Annotated in this window: 12 protein-coding genes and 1 tRNA gene; 11 read left to right on the top strand and 2 right to left on the bottom strand. The window is 46.3% G+C overall.

From position 1 onward, the window contains the following. The first annotated feature begins 41 nt into the window (after positions 1-41). The 5 genes from tnpA (at position 42) to SMSP2_RS05345 (ending at position 3,987) form a co-directional block, all read left to right on the top strand. Positions 42-377: an IS66 family insertion sequence element accessory protein TnpA gene (gene tnpA / locus SMSP2_RS05365; protein ID WP_146682969.1), complete on the top strand. Its 336-nt coding sequence runs from the start codon at positions 42-44 to the stop codon at positions 375-377. After that, positions 371-730, top strand: a complete 360-nt coding sequence (gene tnpB / locus SMSP2_RS05360) for an IS66 family insertion sequence element accessory protein TnpB (RefSeq protein WP_146682968.1) — start codon at positions 371-373, stop codon at positions 728-730. Before tnpA ends, tnpB begins: the two co-directional genes overlap by 7 nt. 110 nt (positions 731-840) lie before the next feature. Beyond that, positions 841-2,415: an IS66 family transposase gene (gene tnpC, locus SMSP2_RS05355; RefSeq protein WP_146682967.1), complete on the top strand. Its 1,575-nt coding sequence runs from the start codon at positions 841-843 to the stop codon at positions 2,413-2,415. Positions 2,416-2,452: 37 nt separating this feature from the next. Beyond that, positions 2,453-3,256 carry a hypothetical protein gene (locus SMSP2_RS05350; RefSeq protein WP_146682966.1) on the top strand — a complete coding sequence of 268 codons (804 nt, stop codon included), beginning with the start codon at positions 2,453-2,455 and terminating at the stop codon, positions 3,254-3,256. Further along, positions 3,247-3,987, top strand: a complete 741-nt coding sequence (locus tag SMSP2_RS05345; RefSeq protein WP_146682965.1) for a hypothetical protein — start codon at positions 3,247-3,249, stop codon at positions 3,985-3,987. Before SMSP2_RS05350 ends, SMSP2_RS05345 begins: the two co-directional genes overlap by 10 nt. Before the next feature lie 580 nt (positions 3,988-4,567). Here SMSP2_RS05345 and SMSP2_RS05340 read toward each other — a convergent pair. Then, positions 4,568-4,642 (bottom strand) — tRNA-Glu (locus SMSP2_RS05340). 179 nt (positions 4,643-4,821) lie between these two features. After that, positions 4,822-6,609 carry a sulfatase-like hydrolase/transferase gene (locus tag SMSP2_RS05335; RefSeq protein ID WP_237048861.1) on the bottom strand — a complete coding sequence of 596 codons (1,788 nt, stop codon included), beginning with the start codon at positions 6,607-6,609 and terminating at the stop codon, positions 4,822-4,824. On the opposite strand from SMSP2_RS05335, the gene SMSP2_RS15080 reads away from it, so the two are divergent. From SMSP2_RS15080 to SMSP2_RS05305, 6 genes are all read left to right on the top strand, one after another. After that, positions 6,533-6,715, top strand: coding sequence for a hypothetical protein (locus tag SMSP2_RS15080; RefSeq protein WP_146682963.1), 183 nt, complete (start codon positions 6,533-6,535; stop codon positions 6,713-6,715). The two genes, SMSP2_RS05335 and SMSP2_RS15080, sit on opposite strands and share 77 nt — an antisense overlap. A 260-nt stretch (positions 6,716-6,975) precedes the next feature. Further along, the gene (locus SMSP2_RS05325) at positions 6,976-9,888 is read left to right on the top strand and encodes an alpha-mannosidase (RefSeq protein ID WP_146682962.1); all 2,913 of its coding nucleotides are present in this window, start codon (positions 6,976-6,978) and stop codon (positions 9,886-9,888) included. A 29-nt stretch (positions 9,889-9,917) separates the two neighbouring features. Further along, positions 9,918-12,695: a hypothetical protein gene (locus tag SMSP2_RS05320; protein WP_146682961.1), complete on the top strand. Its 2,778-nt coding sequence runs from the start codon at positions 9,918-9,920 to the stop codon at positions 12,693-12,695. A 38-nt stretch (positions 12,696-12,733) separates the two neighbouring features. Next, the gene (locus SMSP2_RS05315) at positions 12,734-13,480 is read left to right on the top strand and encodes a hypothetical protein (protein ID WP_146682960.1); all 747 of its coding nucleotides are present in this window, start codon (positions 12,734-12,736) and stop codon (positions 13,478-13,480) included. Then, the gene (locus SMSP2_RS05310) at positions 13,473-14,885 is read left to right on the top strand and encodes a sulfatase family protein (RefSeq protein WP_146682959.1); all 1,413 of its coding nucleotides are present in this window, start codon (positions 13,473-13,475) and stop codon (positions 14,883-14,885) included. The genes SMSP2_RS05315 and SMSP2_RS05310 overlap by 8 nt, the downstream gene beginning before the upstream one ends. A 3-nt stretch (positions 14,886-14,888) precedes the next feature. Then, a complete protein-coding gene (locus tag SMSP2_RS05305; protein WP_146682958.1) occupies positions 14,889-17,882 on the top strand; it encodes a glycosyl hydrolase family 28-related protein in 2,994 nt (997 codons plus the stop codon). Positions 17,883-18,080: the final 198 nt, after the last annotated feature.

The following is an 18,080-nucleotide window of genomic DNA, read 5'->3' as shown; positions in this document are numbered from 1 at the left end:
AAGTTGATAATTTGGCTCATGATAATTACTGGAGACAAATCATGAGCATTGAAAAACAGTCAGACCTGGAACAACGCAGGTTCTGGGAGATGGTAATTGAGACCTGGCGTTCAAGCGGGTTGCCGGTCCGGCAGTTCTGCAAACAGGAGGGGTTATCCGAGCCGACATTTTACAGCTGGCGAAAGAAGCTCAGTCCTGACAAGCCGACGAAAGTGCCGGAGAAATCCGGTTTTGTCGAGGTTACATTGCCCGCCGGTAATCCAACACCACTGGAACTTATCCTAAGCTCCGGCAGCGTTCTGCGTATCAGCCCTTCAACCGAGAGTGAATTGCTGGCCCGCGTGGTCGGTGTTCTGCGTGAGGCCGGGTTATGCTGACACTTCCATCATCGGTCAGGATATTCATATACACTCAACCTACCGACATGCGATGCGGATTCAATAAGCTCTCGATGCTGACCGAAAGTTTTATGCTCAAGGATCCGTTGAGCGGCCATCTGTTCGTGTTCTTCAACAAGCATGGGGACAAGTGCAAGATACTCTTCTGGGACAGGACAGGTTTTGCCATCTGGTATAAACGTCTTGAAGAGGGAACTTTTGAAAAACTGAAAAACCCATCAAAACAACCCTCAATTGAGGTTGACATTTCAAAGCTTACATGGATACTCGAGGGGATAGATCTTTTCAAGGCGAGAAGAAGAAAGCGTTATGAGCGTAAAACGCCTCCATAGGCCCTGAAAGTTAAAAATACTGCATTTATTTTCTTATTTTTTCTTGCTTTTTCAGCTGTTTCTGATATACTTATTTCATCGTTAAGAACAATACTATTTCGTCTTATCAAATGGCAAAAGAAACAAAAATAACAGCTGAAACATCTAAAGAAGAGTTACCCTCCAATGTGGAGACTCTTAAGAGTATGGTGCTCACGCTGCTTGAACAAATAGATGATCTTACCGGCCAGCTGCATTATCTCAAGCGTCAGCTGTTCGGCAAAAAGAGCGAGAAACTTGATCCCGCCCAAAGGCTTTTGTTTGAAGATATGTACGAAGAGGTTAAGGCCAAGGTAGAGCAGCAGAGAGAAGAAAAGGCTGAACCCGTCAAGAAGACCGGCAGAAAGAAAAAACATAATGGCCGTAACCCTCTGCCGGCTGACCTTCCGAGAGAGACCATCGAGATAGAACCCTCCGAAGAAGAAAAGATCTGTCCTGTATGCAATACGCCTAAGGAAGTAATCGGCTCTGAGACAACAGAGGTACTCGAATATGTCCCGGCATCGTTTTACGTCAAAGAGTATGTCAGGAAGAAATTTTGCTGCAAGGCTTGCGAATCAGAGATATCTATTGGTCCGCTTCCCCCAAGGGCGATAGACAAGGGTATCGCCGGCGAGGGACTGCTGGCTCATATAATAACGAGTAAGTATTGTGATCATGCACCCTTGAACAGACTGGAAAGCATCCTCAAGCGGCATGGTGTTGATATAAATGTATCCACAATGTGTGGTTGGGTCGATAAATGTGCTGATCTGCTGGAACCCCTGGTTAAAAGGATGCACAGGAAGATTCTTGAGTCTCCAAAGATTAATACCGATGACACCCGTATCCCAATAAAGAGCAGAAAACGTAAAGGTTCCACCTATAACGGTTATTTGTGGACCTATATTGATGATAAGAGTAATGTGGTGTTTGATTTTACGCCCACAAGATCAAGACAAGGGCCGCTGGAATTCCTTGGTGATTATGCCGGCAAGGTTCAGGCCGATGCATACAGCGGATATGATGAGTTTTTTAATAAAGGTAAGGCCACGGAAATTGGCTGCAACGCCCATGCGCGAAGAAAGTTCGAGTATGCTATAGATGACGATCCCCTCAGGGGTACCCGTATGACGGTATTATGGGGCAGGCTATATGCGATTGAAAGCAGGGCTAAACGCGAAGAGTACTCCGATGAGCAGCTGTTGGAAGCCCGACAGAAAGAGGCTGTGCCGATACTCGAAGAAATAAAGAGCCTTCTTGACGAATACAATGCTCAAGTGCTGCCAAAGACCCCGACAGGCAAGGCGGTAACCTACGCTTTGAACCAGTGGGATGCCCTGTGCAGATATACGGAGGATCCGATTCTGGATATTGATAATAATCTGGCAGAGAGGACGCTGCGAACAGTCGTGGTGGGACGCAAAAACTATATGTTTGCCGGAAGTGAGGCCGGAGCCTGGCGAGCATCGATTATCTACAGCCTGGTAGCAAGCTGTAAATTGATGGGCCACGACCCGTTCGCCTACTTCAACGATGTACTGAGAAGAGTGAGCACCCACCCGGGACACAAAATAGACGAGCTTCTCCCCAGCAACTGGAAGAAACCTGAGTCTAACACTGAAGAAGGCAAAATTGTCAAAGAACAGATATTGAAAGCCTCCTGACGAACCACCAGCTTGCCCCAGCTATTTTTTTTCAAGGGTGCAGTTCCTCGAAACCTTACGATATTACAGCCCAACAGAGCGTAAATTCATTACAGATGACCCGCACGGAGTCAATCCTGATGGAAATTGGAATAACCCGTTCTCCCCAATCCGCCAGCTTGATGACGGTGCCGGTTTGCAGGTGTTTGCCAATCACGACCCTGTCAATGGAAGAGATGATTGGGGGCTGATGTCATCATTCAGAAATAAATCTTCTATAACAGGATGTAAAGATATTGGAGTTTGGGATACACAAGGCCGGAGTGGGAATTGGGGAGTAGTAAGAGCAAATACACATTTGATTTTTGGCGGAGGTAAAACTGTAGAGTTTAATGGCAAGAGTCAATTTTCAAATTATGTCCAAAACACTATTGATGGAACTATTTTCAAACGTGTTGATGAAGACATAGAGGGTTTAGCCAAATTTTGGTCAGAGAGCATGCAACTTGATAGTGAAAGGAGGTTCCAAACCGCATCTCTACCTCTTAATAATTTTGGTTATTATTCAGGTGGAGATTGGACGCTCTCTGGTACCATTGGCAATGGCGGAGACCAAGGTGATGGCCGATTGTCAGGAATTTACAGTTCCGTTGATTACAAACCTGTATGTTGCTTGCACAAAAGTTGTTGCAGACAAGGAAGTGCTCAATTGGAAGTTAGGTGCAAAATTGAAATAACATTAAAAGATAAATTTGGCTACTTCTATGTAGGAACAGAATTGAACAAGTTTGGAACTCCGTATTGGACAGTAATACATATGTTTCATGACTACAATGCAAAGTTGGAGGTACCATGCAACTAAGATATGCAATGAAAATGTTTATGGTTACTGTTTTTTTAATTGGTGTCACCTTAATTGGCTACAATCTAACTTACTTTGCCTTTGTTCTGACAAATGGTATAGATGCAAATGTAAAAATTAAAAACGGATATTATTTAGCTCTGAGCGGTACTGAAATGTCTGGTTTTATAATTAAAGAAAAGTTGGGAAATATGGAAATGACAGAGCCTATTTTGAAAGGAGTTGACCGATTTGCACTTGAAGAAGAATATATTATTTTAAAAACTCGTGATGGTTGGGCTGCAATTGACTCTGTTACAGATGAAATTACATGCTTTTTTGAAACCTTGCCTGAACTTACGCAAGATTTGAGTCTTAATGAAAGTTTAATTTTGCTTAAACAAGGATTTCCTGAGTTTAACATTCTTATTTATCCTAGAACTTGGGTTATGACTTTTTGCCTTATGGTCTTTTGCATAGTAATTTTTTACGGTATATTTATCGCATTGAGTCGCTTGTTTGGAAAATACAGAAATCAAGAGATTAGTGGTTCATATTCTTGTGTTATTTTGTTCATATTATCAGTATTCATACCTGTTTTATTTATCTTGAAAATTAGTCCTTTAGTGTCATCTTTAGACTTAACTATGCTTATTCCGTATGTTTTTTTAGTTGAGTTCTTATCTATATACATTCTGATAAGAATTCTGAACAAATTGGGAACAATTAGACATAAAAAAAATGAACTATGATAAAATGGGCGGCGTGATAGCAGAGTATGAACAGATTGGCAGTTTTGGATTTCAGCAATCTCATATCCCCCAAAATTGACATATTTGCCCATAGCTTATTTTCTGTCCACTTTTCATCTACTTTAATGTGAAAAAAATGTGAAAATCATCTCCGAGATGTGGCTTTGTATGGCTTTTTGGCTCATTTTCAAAAACCAAAAACCCCTCTGGTGCTGTTATAAAGAAGCAATACGTAATTAAATATCTATAAAATACTATTTTTAAAGAGTTTACAATCGAAGTCGCTGCTTGCTATATGGGCTTGTCTTCAATCTCATTAGAAAACATTGAATAATTATATTAAATTGCAAATACTCTTAGGTAACTATAGCCCTAGATATAAGACGCTGCAAGTTTAAATGGGTAAAATAGGGTAAGCAAAAAAGAGGGAAAATGAAGAGTTTTTATAGTTTTTTTCAACCTCTTCTTGGTGCTCATTTTAGGCGATTTTCTCCCTACATTTTTTAGCACATTCCTTAGCACATTCCAAAAATAGACATAAAAAAACAGCCCTTAAAGCATCTTAAAGGCTGTTTCAAAATGACCCCAAGGGGATTCGAACCCCTGTTGTCGGGATGAAAACCCGGTGTCCTAGACCTGACTAGACGATGGGGCCTTGTCTATGATCAACTCTCAATAGAGAGAGGCTACAACATAAGAGACCGGAGAATTTACATAAAACATCAAGGTTTGGCAAGAGTTTTTTTTATTATTTTTAAAAAAGCTATTCCGTTTGTAAGTTTTTTGAGATTTTGCCGGCCGGATATTAACAGAAAGACACTATCAATATCTGGTTTATACGGCGAATTTTTCCAGAAAAATCTCGATCATTCTTTTGCTGTATCTGCCGGGATTTGAATCCTGGAGTTCTTTAACTCTTTCTATAGCCGGTTTTGCATCGTCTCCGAAGTATGAATCGAGTACGTTAATCGCATAATGAACCGTCTCATCCTGAAGATTCTTCGCGTAGAGTTCTTTTATGAGTGAATCGGCGGCTGTTTTTTCCCGGCCGTGAAAATACAGCGATTGTGCCGCGGCAATCCGTACACTTGTCGATTCGTCGTTAAGGGCATTTTCAAGATTCTTAATGCCGTTCTTACCGGGTTTGTCCATTTCCCCCAAGGCCAGCACTGCCCAGTATCTTTCAGATGCATCTTTGCTATCAAGGGCATTGTTTATCAATGGTCGATCACTATCTGACGGATTGGACGACACATTTGCGATATTGAGCAGCCTTACAACCCGCTCTTTGCCTTCAGGTGAGTGAAAAATCTCATATTCACTGCCGCAGCGCTGCGTTTCGAGAGCCATTTCCGGCTCCGGCAGCAAACCGGTGTCACGTGTATCTACCATCCAGTTATAGAGTGCGGTCTGCAGTCGCTTCTTTCTAATGCTGTATTGAGGGTCATCGGCGAGATTTTTTGTCTCCCACGGATCATTCTCAAGGTCGTAGAGCTCTTCGAACGGCCTCCGGTCTGCCATCCATTGGGCCTGAACCGCATTGAGCTTACCATCTTTGTGCAGCCTTCGAAGCTCTTTCATGGTGTTACATTTTTCCGCATACGGAACAGGGTTGAAATACGGCTGGAAAGGCATAAAGTTTCGTATGTAGCGGAAGCGGCGGTCTCTTACAGACCTTATCATGTCATGCCGCTCATCAATCCTCTGTCTCGCGGCGAATATGTAATTACGCTGCGGCGGCAGATTCTCGCCGAGAAAGGCCCGTCCCTGCATGTGTTCAGGGGTCTTGATTCCTGCAAGATTGAGAACGGTAGGCCCCAGATCAATAAAGTTTATAAGTCTATCGTCAATGCTTCCAGGTTTGGGGCAGTCGTATGTTTTGAACTTTTCCGGTACACGAACAATAATGTGTGCCAGAGTGCCTGAATCGTACAGCCATCTCTTTGCACGCGGCAGGCCGTTGCCGTGGTCTGACCAGATAAACACGATGGTGTCTTCGTAAAGACCGGCCTGCTTGAGCTCGTCAAGCCGCTCTTTGACAAAATAATCAAACTCGGTAATTCGCTCAAATAGCCTGGCAAAGTCTTTCCTTACCGCTTCAGTATCGGGATAAATCGGCGGCACCTGCATATTTGCCGGATCCTGCCACTGCGATTTGTTTAGTTTCTCGGGGTGGGTGTTTTCAAAATCAGCACTGTTCCACAGCCTCGATTCGTGGGTCTCCATGAAGTTGAATACCGCGAAAAAGGGCTTACCCTCGGGCCGGTCTCTCCAGTGGCTGACAGGGCCTTTCTTTGCACTGTCATTCTCGCCGGAAACATCCCAGGCATTCTTTGGTGTCTCAAAGTTGTAATCTTCTTTTGCCCTGTTGGTGCAGTAGTAGCCCTCTTTGCGGAGGTATTCGGTAAAGCATTTTATCGAATCAGGCTTTGATGCGGTACACCGCATGTTGCACGAGCCGAGACTTGAGGGATACATGCCGGTTATAATGCCCGATCTGCTGGGTGCGCAGACTCCGTGTACAGTAAAGGCGCGTGTGTAACGGATGCCCTCAGCCGCGAATTGGTCAATGTTTGGAGTTATTGCGAATTCTTCGCCCCAGCAGCCTAAATGCGGGGTTATGTCCTCAGTGGATATCCACAGTATGTTAGGACGCTGTTTCTCCAGACTGCGGCTAAAAGACGGCAGGACCGCCGAGGCTGCCAGACCGGCAAAAGCAGATTTTTAAAAGCTACGTCTTGAAAGACCTGTTAAATTGTTCATTTTTATCCCTTTTTCAAGTATAGATTTAACTATTGATTGATAATTATATTTTAATTTTCAGGCCTCAAAAAGCAAGTGTCTTAATGGCTGACCGAAAGATTTAAGCTCAAAGTTTGATTTTTTTTTGAAAGATCTAATATGACTGTTGACAATGACAACTATTATATGGTATTATTTAAAACGGTTTAAAAACATATTTAATAAATTTTCAATAAAAGGTGCAATATGGCTTTATATCCTGTTGATACTAAGAAAAGTGACTCAAAAGATGCAGACTCAAAGAATTACAATATGCATTTGATCATCAATACGCACTGGGACAGGGAGTACCGCTGGTCGTTCTGCGAGACACAGATGCGGCTTGTTGAGGCGGTTGATATACTGCTGGAGACAATGGAGAAGGACCCTCGATTTAAATATTTTCATACTGACTCTCAGGCTTCTTTTCTCGATGATTATCTCGAGCTGCGGCCTGAAAACCGCCAAAGAGTTGAAAAGCTGGTGGGCGAGGGCAGGCTTCTTGCCGGCCCGTGGTACACGCTGCCGGCGGAGTTTTTGGTCAGCGGCGAGGCGCTTGTGCGTAATCTCTTGATGGGTCATAAGATAGCCGGTGATATGGGCGGCGTGATGAAGGCCGGCTACAATATATTTTCCTGGGGCCAGGTTTCTCAGCTGCCGCAGATATACAGTCAGTTCGGGATGGATACAATCCTGTTTTACCGCGGGATAGACCAGTCAAATATCGACAAGCTCGAGTTTAACTGGCAGTCTCCCGACGGCACAAATGCGCTGGGCATAACCTTTGGATCGTATCACAGGCTCAATTTCTGGGTTTATGTTTACAGGCCCTACATCGATATTGACGCCAAAGCCGTTTTGAGCCGAGACGGCAGCCAGGGATTTTTGGCGAACCTTTGTGATTCATACAGTCACGACATTAACCATCATTTCGTAAACCAGGGCAGCCGCCAGGATTTAATCGCGGCACTTAACGGCATGGATACTCTGCTTGATACCGTAAAAGATAAAGCATCCACACCTGAACTGCTGTTTTTACAGGGTTTTGATCAGGAAAACCCCGATCCCATAGTTCCGGACCTTGTTGACGCAATAAACAACAAGATTGATTACGGCAAGATTACTGTAAGCAGTCTGCCCGAATACATTGAGAAAGTGAAAGAATCGCTTAAAAGTCAAGGCACTGAGAATGATTTGAATCAGCTCAGTGGAGAAATGCTCAATGTAGAACGTTCCGGCGATCCGTTTGCGCCGCTTTATATAGGTGTTTTCAGCGCCAGGATGCCGCTCAAGCAGATGAATACCGCCTGTGAATACCTGCTCGAGAAGTGGGCGGAGCCCTCCGCGGTGTGGGCTATGCTGGCCGGCCGGAGATATCCGGAATCAGTGTTGGAAAAAGCGTGGCGACAGCTCCTGCAAAACCAGCAGCATGACGGTATCGGCGGATGCCATGTTGACCGTATAACCACATCAATGATAGAGAGATATGACAACTCACGGGATATATCTGAGACTGTGACCCGCGATTCGCTCACAGCGGTTATTCAGAATATAGATATGTCTGATTTGGATTCACAGCAGGTCGGACTTGTCATCTTTAACAGCAGTCCGCAGCCGCGAAGCGAAGAAGTTGTATGCACTGTGGATATCCCGCACAAATGGGGGTTGAGATATATTCCCGGGACTATGTACAAAAATGATCTGGGGATTGATATCTTTGATGAATCGGGGAAAAGGGTTCCATCTCAGATTCTTGAGCAGGACGATGATACCGTTTATACCTACCTTAAATACGGCTCCGCCACTAATTTTGAAGCAACCCGCATCAAAGTAGCAATAAAGGCTGACGATATTCCAGCTATGGGATACAAATGCTTTACAGCAAAAGCCAAAAATTCTGTTGACCGGCCGGTTGAGACGCTTACGCCTGAACCTAATGTGCTTGAGAATAAATACATTCGTGCTGAAATTCAGTTTGACGGCACAATAAATCTCTGCGACAAAGAAAATAAGACCAGTTATGACGGGCTCAATTATTTTGAGGACAGCGGCGAAGCCGGAGGCCCGCTGATACACTGCCCGCCAAACAAAAACCAGATATATACAACGAAAGGCCGGCCGGCAGATGTTTCTCTTGTACATTCCGGGCCGCTCATGTCGCGATATTGTATTGAGCATGAATGGCTTCTGCCCGAGGGTTTGTTCTCCGAGACAAAGATTCACGTTCCCCACGGTAAAAAATGGGTAGATAACAGCGCCCCTCAGAGAAGCTCTGTTAAGGTTCCGCTTCGTATGAGAACCGAGGTAACTCTTTGCGCATCAAGCAGAAAACTTGAATTCGAGACTTTCATAGATAATAACATAAAAGACCACAGGCTCCGGGTCGGTTTCCCGACGGGCAAGAGCGAAGTGACGCATTGCAGTGTTGATACGCCTTTCGATGTTGTCAGCCGCGATATCCGGATTCCCGACTCCAGCGGCTGGTACGAGGAAGCGGCCAAGACACTGCCGTGCCATTCTTTTATTGATGTCTCTGATGAAAAGAGCGGCCTTTCGGTTATGCACCGGGGTCTGCCGGAATATGAGGTCGCGGATAACAAAGACCGCAGTATCATGCTGACGCTTCTGCGCTGTTTCGGGACAGCCGGTAATCCAACCGAGACCTATGAGCCGCAGCCGCTGGCACAGTGCCAGGGCAGCAGAAGTTATAAATATGCCGTTTACTGCCACAGCGGGAATTTCCGCAAGGGACGCGTGGCGGCAGAGGCCAATGAATACACAACCGCTCTGCGTGCCGCTCAGTGCAGCGGACATGAAGGCTCATTGCCCAAATCGTATTCGTTCTTCTCGGTTGATAACGATAATTTTATTGTTACCTCACTCAAAAAAGCACAATACAGCGATGATATTGTTCTAAGAGGGTTCAATACTGCTGATAAAACGATAAAAGTCAAACTTTCAAGCACAGCCGGTATCAAGTCCGCGTATAAGATTACACTGGAAGAAAAAGAAAAATGCCCGCTCGAAGTCAAAGATTTCAATCAAGTCATCTTTGAGGCCGGCAAGGCTGAAATTGTATCGGTTCGTCTCGGTATCGCGGCTGCTGCGAAAAATCAATAAGTGCTAATACCCATAATCGGAGATCCAGAATGAAGATAAAACTCCTGTCAGTATTGTTTGCATTGAGCAGTATCGCCTATGCTGAACTTGTTTATGATTTCAACGACGGTTTGCAGGGCTGGTCTGTTGCAGGTGATGCCGCTGCGCTTGAGCAAAAAGACGGCTGCATGGTTCAGACGTTCCCCGGCACACACACCGAATGGTACCCGATTATACAAACCGCGGCGAGCTTCAACGCCGATGAGCTTACAGAGCTGGCAATAAATACTTTTGGCTACAAAATCCCTGTCGAGGGGATACCCTGCCGGTTTATCTTCTGGCGGGTTGATGACAAATACGGCCTGGCGTATTTTACTTTATACCCGGGTCAGAAAACAGTAAGGTTGAATGTTGCTTCATCTGTTGTAGAGGGGGAGCCGTTTGAGGGCGAGATACGCGGCATTCGTCTTGATATGCCCTTTGCTTCTCAGGTCGGTTATGAGCAGGTAGCCGATGCAGAGATTCGTATTGACTGGCTTGCATTGTCGGGCAAAGCCGATTTTGAACCGGGGGACTGGAACACGAAGTATGTCCTTGGAAATGTAACCGAGCATCTGGCGGTTCCGATTCCGGATCAGGTTGGCGAGATTGCAGAACTGGTGCCTAATCCCGCTGATTCACCGTACAAATCCGGCGGCAGCTACATTATAAATTGCCTGGGGTATTCAAACACAATCGGTCTGAATAAGCTCAATGCCTACCTTGCCGCCGCTGAGGCACGGAATGTGCCCGTTATGGTTCAGCTTGACGTGGAGAACTGGCTTGGCGATGTTCCGCAGTTGTGGAACTGGTGGGATCCTTCCGGGCCGGGATATGATCCCGCGAACAAAGAAAATGTTGAATGGACAAGCTGGGACTCCTCCGATGCCGTAAAGGTCTGCTGGAGAAACTGGGGCAGGCAGCTGCGGGTTTTGCCTATGGTTAATTATATGAGCCCTGAATACAGGCAGATATGCCATCAGGCCTATGATGTCTATATTCCGGTTATCCTTTCCTGGTGGGAGAATCTGCCAGAAAGCCGGAAAGATATTTTTGTCGGCATAAAGATCGGCTGGGAAAGCTCAATAGGACTCAACGCCTTTCACTACCCTAACGGCAACTATTATATCGAAACATGGCCGGACGATGAGTCTCATGACCCCACTTACGGCGTAAATGGCTCCAACCCTCCGGCATACGGTGTGCAGCAGATAGGTTACGCGGCACTGAAAACCTCGGGCCTTAAAACATCTGGCAGCATCACTGAATCTGACATTGCCGCGGCAACAGGGATGCATCTTGAGGATCTTGCGCAAAAGGCAAGCAGCTTAGGTGTGCCGCGCGAAAAACTATTTACACACTCCTGGCCGTTTGACGCGAGCGGGGCAAATATGGCCGCGGTCAATCAATACTCAAACCCCGGCTGGTCAAGATATACCAGCTCTAATTCATCTATGAGGACATTTGAGCCGGATATAGATGCCGCGATAAATGCCTCTGATTCGCCGTACTGGGGGTTTGCTGAAACATGGTATCAGGGGTACAACTCCGCTGCCAACTGGGAGCTTTTTTTCAGAAATAATCTTGATCAGAGATGCCGTTTTATCTGCCTCTACAACTGGGACCGCATGAGAGGCAATAGCGCTATCCTTGATGCTATCAAAAATATACAGGTTCATCCCGTTGTTGAGTTTTCAATTCAGCAGGCAATCGATAACGCCGCTGATGGAGACACAATTGTAATCCCCAGAGGCCGCTACTATGAGAGCCTCTTGATTGGAGACAAATCATTGACGCTGGTCTCAGAAGACCCTGCGGACTGGGATGTCGTCGCTGATACGGTTATCGATGCTCAGGGGCAAAGCCAGCTTGTTTATATAAACGGCTCTCTGGGCGGGGGCGTGACACTGCGAGGCGTAACATTGAGCGGCGGCAGCAGTGCCAACGGAGGCGCGGTTTATGCAAACAATTCAAATTTAACTATAGAGAGATGTATAATCATGGGTAATTCCGCACAGACCAACGGCGGCGGCGTTTATCTTTCATACTGCCCGCAAGTGGAAATAACGAACTCCCTGCTGCAGGGCAACTCTACAATCTATAACGGCGGGGCTCTCTATTGCCGCCAAAGTAACCTGAATCTCTTAAATTCAACCATAACCGAAAATTATGCCGCGGCCAATGGCGGAGCAATACGTGCCTTTGACGGCAGCGATGTCACAATAGAAAATACTGTTATATGGGCAAATCAATCCGGCTCAGATGCACCGATTGCATTCAGAGACGCTTATTTGTCTCTAAGTTATTCTAATATCGATTCCGGAGAGTCGGGAATCACACTTGAGGACGGGGCTGTTTTGGACTGGGGACTGGGCAACATAGAATCCGATCCGCTTTTTGTTGATGGAGATGGTTACTTCCATCCGGCCTCTGCCAGGGGCACCTCTGAGATGTTCGCTGTCGGTGTCAGGCAGCTGGCCAATACAAGCCCCTGTATTGATGGAGGTAATCCCGGCTTTTTTCTTGCTCAAGAGTACCAGGACGATAATAATGTACGTGTAAACATTGGCTGTTACGGCGGCACAGCCCACGCCGGCAGAACGCCGGAGGGTTTCGGTCTGCTCGGTGATGTTGACAATAACGGTATTGTGGATTTGATTGATTACATGATTTTTGGCAAATACTGGGGCAGCGAGGATGGTTTTGTACCGGTAGATTTTGACAGAAATGGTGTTTTAGATACAAATGACCTTGAGCTGTTCAGCTCCGGCTGGATGTTTGAACGGTAATTCTGAATATATAGTTTTTAGATAAATTGGAGGCAGTAATGTCTGAACAACTACCTTTTCCGCTGAATACGTGTGAGCCTGCTTTGAAAGAGCTGATTTTGCCGCGGCAGCCGTTTAATTCCGCAGGCGGCTGGGAAAACATCTATGATGTCTGGACATCTCCGCTGCCTGCCATACTCTACAAGGTAGGCACACTGAAAATCCGCCGCGTAAATGACGGCGAAAAAATTCGCATTGATCTGAACTATGAAAAATTCCTTGAGGATTCTAAAGGGGACAGCGGCTATATGCAGTATGTCACGGCAGAAATGCTGTGCGAAAACGACAAGCTGGCAACTCCCTTGGAATGGGTTTTTGAGTCAAAAATACTCACGCCGGATAAAAAGCCGGTTGACAAATGCCGTATCAAGAAAAAAGGTACAGTTTCAAAAGATAATCTTGAAACCCGTTCGGCCGGCATAAAGCAGACGGTTAAATTTTCCGGGCCCTGCGCGTGCAGCTGGGCATTGTTTGATGCTGTTCAAAGATTATCGCCGGACTCTTTCCAAACGGCAGATTTTACGCTGTTTGACCATTTTGATCAGGTGAAGCCGGAGCAGAAGCTGAGTTTTCGAGAAACAGCCGAGGTTAGTTTTGAAAACGGACAAAACGCAGTGTTGAATATATATGACCAGATCGGCAGGGGGGTTGTGCCGCTGAGCTATTTTGTGCTCAAAGACGGTCCGCTGATTGCACTTGTCTCCGGCTTAGAGCTTTACATTAGAAAGGAGGCTTCCAATGTATAATCCATACTCATCTACGCGGCGGAGTTTTCTTAAAGGCAGCCTTGCTGTGACAGGCGGTATGCTTGCAGGCAGACTGGCGCCGGCGGCGCAAACTGCTCCCGCCGCTAATAGGCCGAATTTCCTGTTTGTCCTGCTTGATCAGCTAAGCCATGATGCACTGTCGGCTTACGGCAATCCGTATGTCAGTACGCCCAACATGGACAGGCTGATAAATCGCGGCTATTCTTTCATGCAGTCATACAGCACAAACCCGATTTGTTCGCCCGCCAGGAGTTCTCTTTTTACCGGCAGAATGCCCGTTGAGACCGGCGTGATATCAAATAACAGGCCGATTCACAGAAGCTGTGTCAATATGGGGCAGTGGTTCAGTGATAACGGTTATGAGACGGTTTACAGCGGCAAATGGCACCTGCCCCTGGGCCAGCCGACAGCGATTGAGGGCTTCACCGTTCTGCCGCACGGCAGCGGACAGGGCGACCTGACGGACGCGGAGGTTTCGCGCAACTGTGAAGCATATCTGAAAAACCGTTCTGGCGACAATCCGTTTCTGCTTGTTACATCTATATTACAGCCTCATGATATTTGTTTCTGGCCGGTTAAGGTTAAAGGGCTGAATCCGGAAAAACTTCCGCTCAGTTACTTAGAAGATCAATTGCCGCAACTGCCTGACAACCACACATCACGGCCAAAATCGTGTGAACTGATGAACGGGCGCATTTACCGCGGCTGGAGTGAGGATCAATGGCGGTATTACAGCTATATTTATTACCGGCAGGTTGAAATGGCAGATGCCGATATCGGCCGCGTAATAGACGCTCTCGAGGACAGCGGCCATGCGGAAAATACTATTGTAATCTTAACCGCTGACCACGGCGAGAGCCTCGGCCGGCACATGAACGTCGGCAAGTGGCACAGCTACGACGAGTCGGTAAAGGTGCCTTTCGTCGTTTCGTGGCCCGGCAGAATAGCGGAAAAAAAGACGGATACATCGCATCTTGTCAGCGGTGTTGATGTTATGAGCACCTTGTGTGATTATGCCGGCATTTCAGAGCCGCCTCACAGTCGGGGCAGAAGCCTTAAACCGCTTCTTGAAGGCAATAATACCGATTGGCGGGAGTTTGTTGTTTCAGAACATCATATAATCGGCCGCATGGTTCGCAGTAATGATTTCAAGTATGTCAAGTATCACGGCGATGATGTTGAACAGCTCTTTGATATGAAAGCCGATCCCGGCGAGACGGTGAATCTATATGATAACTCCAAATATGAAGATATTGTAAAAGACCACCGCAGAATGCTTGACGAGTGGAATGCCCATTTGCTGCCGGTTAAGCCGACCGATTGTATCGGCGGAATTGAGCCGTATCTGAAAAAGTTTGTCAAAGATACGCCCTTTGAGGTTTGACCTGTGAAATTTGCAGCCGTTCTTACAGCCGCGTTTTTTTGCGTTTTCCCTGTTTTATCGCAAACGGATAATTATGCTTACTTTAATGTTAAGGATTACGGCGCTTTCGGCGACGGCGAAGCGGACGATACCGCGGCTATACAGGCAGCCGTTGACGCGGCTTATAACAGCTACGGCAAGAGCGGGACTGTTTATATGCCCCGGGGTGTTTACGTTATTACAGACACTATAACACTATACAACTGTATCTCTATTCTTGGCGATGGTCATGATGATAGCCCCGGCGGCAGTGTAATAAAGGCCGGCGCAAGCCTGCCCTCAATGATACGTACTGCTAAACTGAACGGACATCACCTAAATATTGAGAATCTCACCTTTGACGGCGGGGAAGATACCGGTTGGACTATCGGCTGGGTTCTGGATTTACAGGATTTTCTCGGCAGCAGGGTCGCAGGGATAAAAATACATAATGTCAGCGGCGGCGGAATCTATTCTCGCTGGACAGAAAACTATGCCGGTTCCTGGGTCAATTGGTTTGTAAATTCACAGATCCAAATCTCGGGCAATTATTATGCTCTCCGGCTTGGCTCAAGCGATTCTTATGTAAACGGCCTTGTTGTTACAGGCGGCATGGGGCTGCTCGAAGAGAGATACGGCGGGAATTTGTACCGCAGATGTAAATTTGAAAACTGTTACAACGGCATAACTGTTACAAACCCAGAGGGTTATAACTGCAATATAGCCGTCTCGGAGTGCTTGTTTGAAAACAATCTTAATGCGGGCATCTCTTTTTCTTTTGCAGATGCTGATTTCAATTGCTTTGCAACTGTGACAAATTGTGATTTTTCAAATAATTATGAGACGGATATCGAGCTTAACAACGCAAGCAATATCAGCATTGCCAAAAATCGGTTCAAATCATCAAATCCCGCCTGCGGGTATAACGTAAAAACGACGGGAGTTTCAGACAGGATTTCATTCACCGACAACCTTTTTGCCGCCGCGGATCTGGCCATCCCCGGATATAATTCCTGCTCTGTTGGCAATGAATTTTCTGTAAGCGACTGGCCGGCGGATAGTCCGCAGTTCTGGTCTGAGGCCGTGATCTGGAATCCCGGGCCGGACGGCTGGATGAGAGTTGACTTTTCAGAGCCTTTTGACGGTATTCCTGTAGTCATCGCACAAACTGTCTCAGCCAGAGATCCGGAGCCGTGCGTAACACGGGTGAGGAATGTTGATTGCAGCGGTTTTGAACTGCTGCTTGAGGAATGGGATTATCTCGACGGCGTTCACGCCGCGGAGGTTATACACTGTTTTGCGATTGAGCAGGGGCGGCATTCGCTGGACGGGTTGAGCGTTGAGGCGGTTCGGGATGTTCAGGCTGCCGGAGAGTGGGATTCTTTCGAATTTGCCGGCAGTTTTGAAACAACACCGATTGTTTTTGCTCAACTGGCCGGTGACAATGACATAAATACCGCAGTAGTACGGATTAAAGACATAGGCGTTTTTGACCGGTGCCGCGGCGCTGACTTTAACAATGACGACAATATAAATATCTCTGACCTTTCAGCTTTCGCGGCAGACTGGCTTAATCAGAACAGCGGCATTAAGTCTGATTTAAACGATGACTCCAGCGTAGATTACCTTGATTATGGGATTTTAGCGGATGTGTGGGGTTATTCAATTTGTTCTACTCAGGGGTTCAAGGCGTATCTCCAAAATCAGGAGTCATCAGCCGCGGCGCATGGGACGGAAAATATTAACTATATTGGGATTTCGCCAGGGTGGTCAAAAGAAGGTGATATCCGTGTAGGCAGTACAGCACTGGGCAGCGAAGCACGCTGGGTCAGCTATGGCAGCAGCTTTAAGGAGCCTTTTTTCTTAGGTTCAATGCAGAGCTGCAATGATTCAGATACCGCGTCCTGGCGGTTTTTCGAGTCGGGCTTTGCCAAAGGCGGAGTTGAGTGCTTTATTGAAGAAGAACAATCGCTTGATTCAGAGGCCGGCCATCTGGAAGAGGATTTTGGTTATGCGGCTTTCGGCAAAAAAGATATAGTAACGCCGATGGGCCGGCCGGTTATAAATGTAAAAGATTACGGCGCCTCGGGCAATGCCTACGCAGACGATACCGTTGCGATTCAGCAGGCAATAAACACGGCGGATGCCGGAGATATTGTTTATCTGCCTAAAGGAGCGTATAAAATAACAAGCTCTATTTATCTCAAGAGCGGAGTCATACTTCTGGGGGACGGCGACGCAAATACCGCCAGTAAAATACTGGCAGGTGCTGATATGCCGGCTATGATTACAGCAGAAGAGGCGGTTAGCGGCGTATATATAACAAAAATATGCTTTGACGGCGGTTCATATCAAGGCCGTTCGGTAAGCAATATTTTCCGTTTTACTGATATGAGAGACAGTACGCTTGACCGAATCAGGCTGATAAATACCACTGGCAGCGGAATCGTTCTGAGGCATCAGTCACGCCGGAACTATCTGCGGAGCTGCACCGTTCATGCAGATGGCTGGGGCATCTGGCTCGACGGCTGGGATTGCATTGTCGAAGATGGCTACTGCAGCGGCGGATACGGATCACGCATTTCAGGTGCCGGCGGTCACAGGATTTTCAACTCCCATTTTGACAGGGCTCTGATAGCCGCGATTCTGTTTGAGGATTCTCTTGGTAATCCACGGGATGTTCTTGTCAGAAATTGCTATATGGATTTAAACAGCATCGCCCTTAAGTTCGACTATGACATCGCTTTAAATACCGAAATATCTATAGAGAATTGTATTTTCAGGGCGTCGTCAGATACCGATGTATATATCAATAATGCTAATAATATATCGTTTGAGGCAAACTCTCACCGAAGCAGCTCAGAGCATTTTACTTATGCCGGAGACGTGGATTATATCACACTATCGGGAAGCCAATTTTCTGTCCCGGTCTCGGCGGAGGGCGTGCATTCAATTTATCGGGGCAATTGTCAAAACTAAACTTGTGTTTGTAAACTTATATCAATGTGCGGTTTAAAAGTATTTTCAGAAAAAAGTTGACATCTTATCGTTTTTTAAGGATAATCTAAAACGGTTTAATAACCTTATTGGTAGTTTAATGCAGTAATAGTAAAGTTGCCGGGGTCTCTGGCCTGCAGAGTGTATCCGGCGGCTTAATAAAGAATAGTTTTATATGGA

The organism is Limihaloglobus sulfuriphilus (genome assembly GCF_001999965.1).
Taxonomy (GTDB): Bacteria; Planctomycetota; Phycisphaerae; order Sedimentisphaerales; family Sedimentisphaeraceae; genus Limihaloglobus; species Limihaloglobus sulfuriphilus.
The sequence above is the reverse complement of the archived record's forward strand: the minus strand, read 5'-3'. Positions and strand labels throughout refer to the sequence as shown.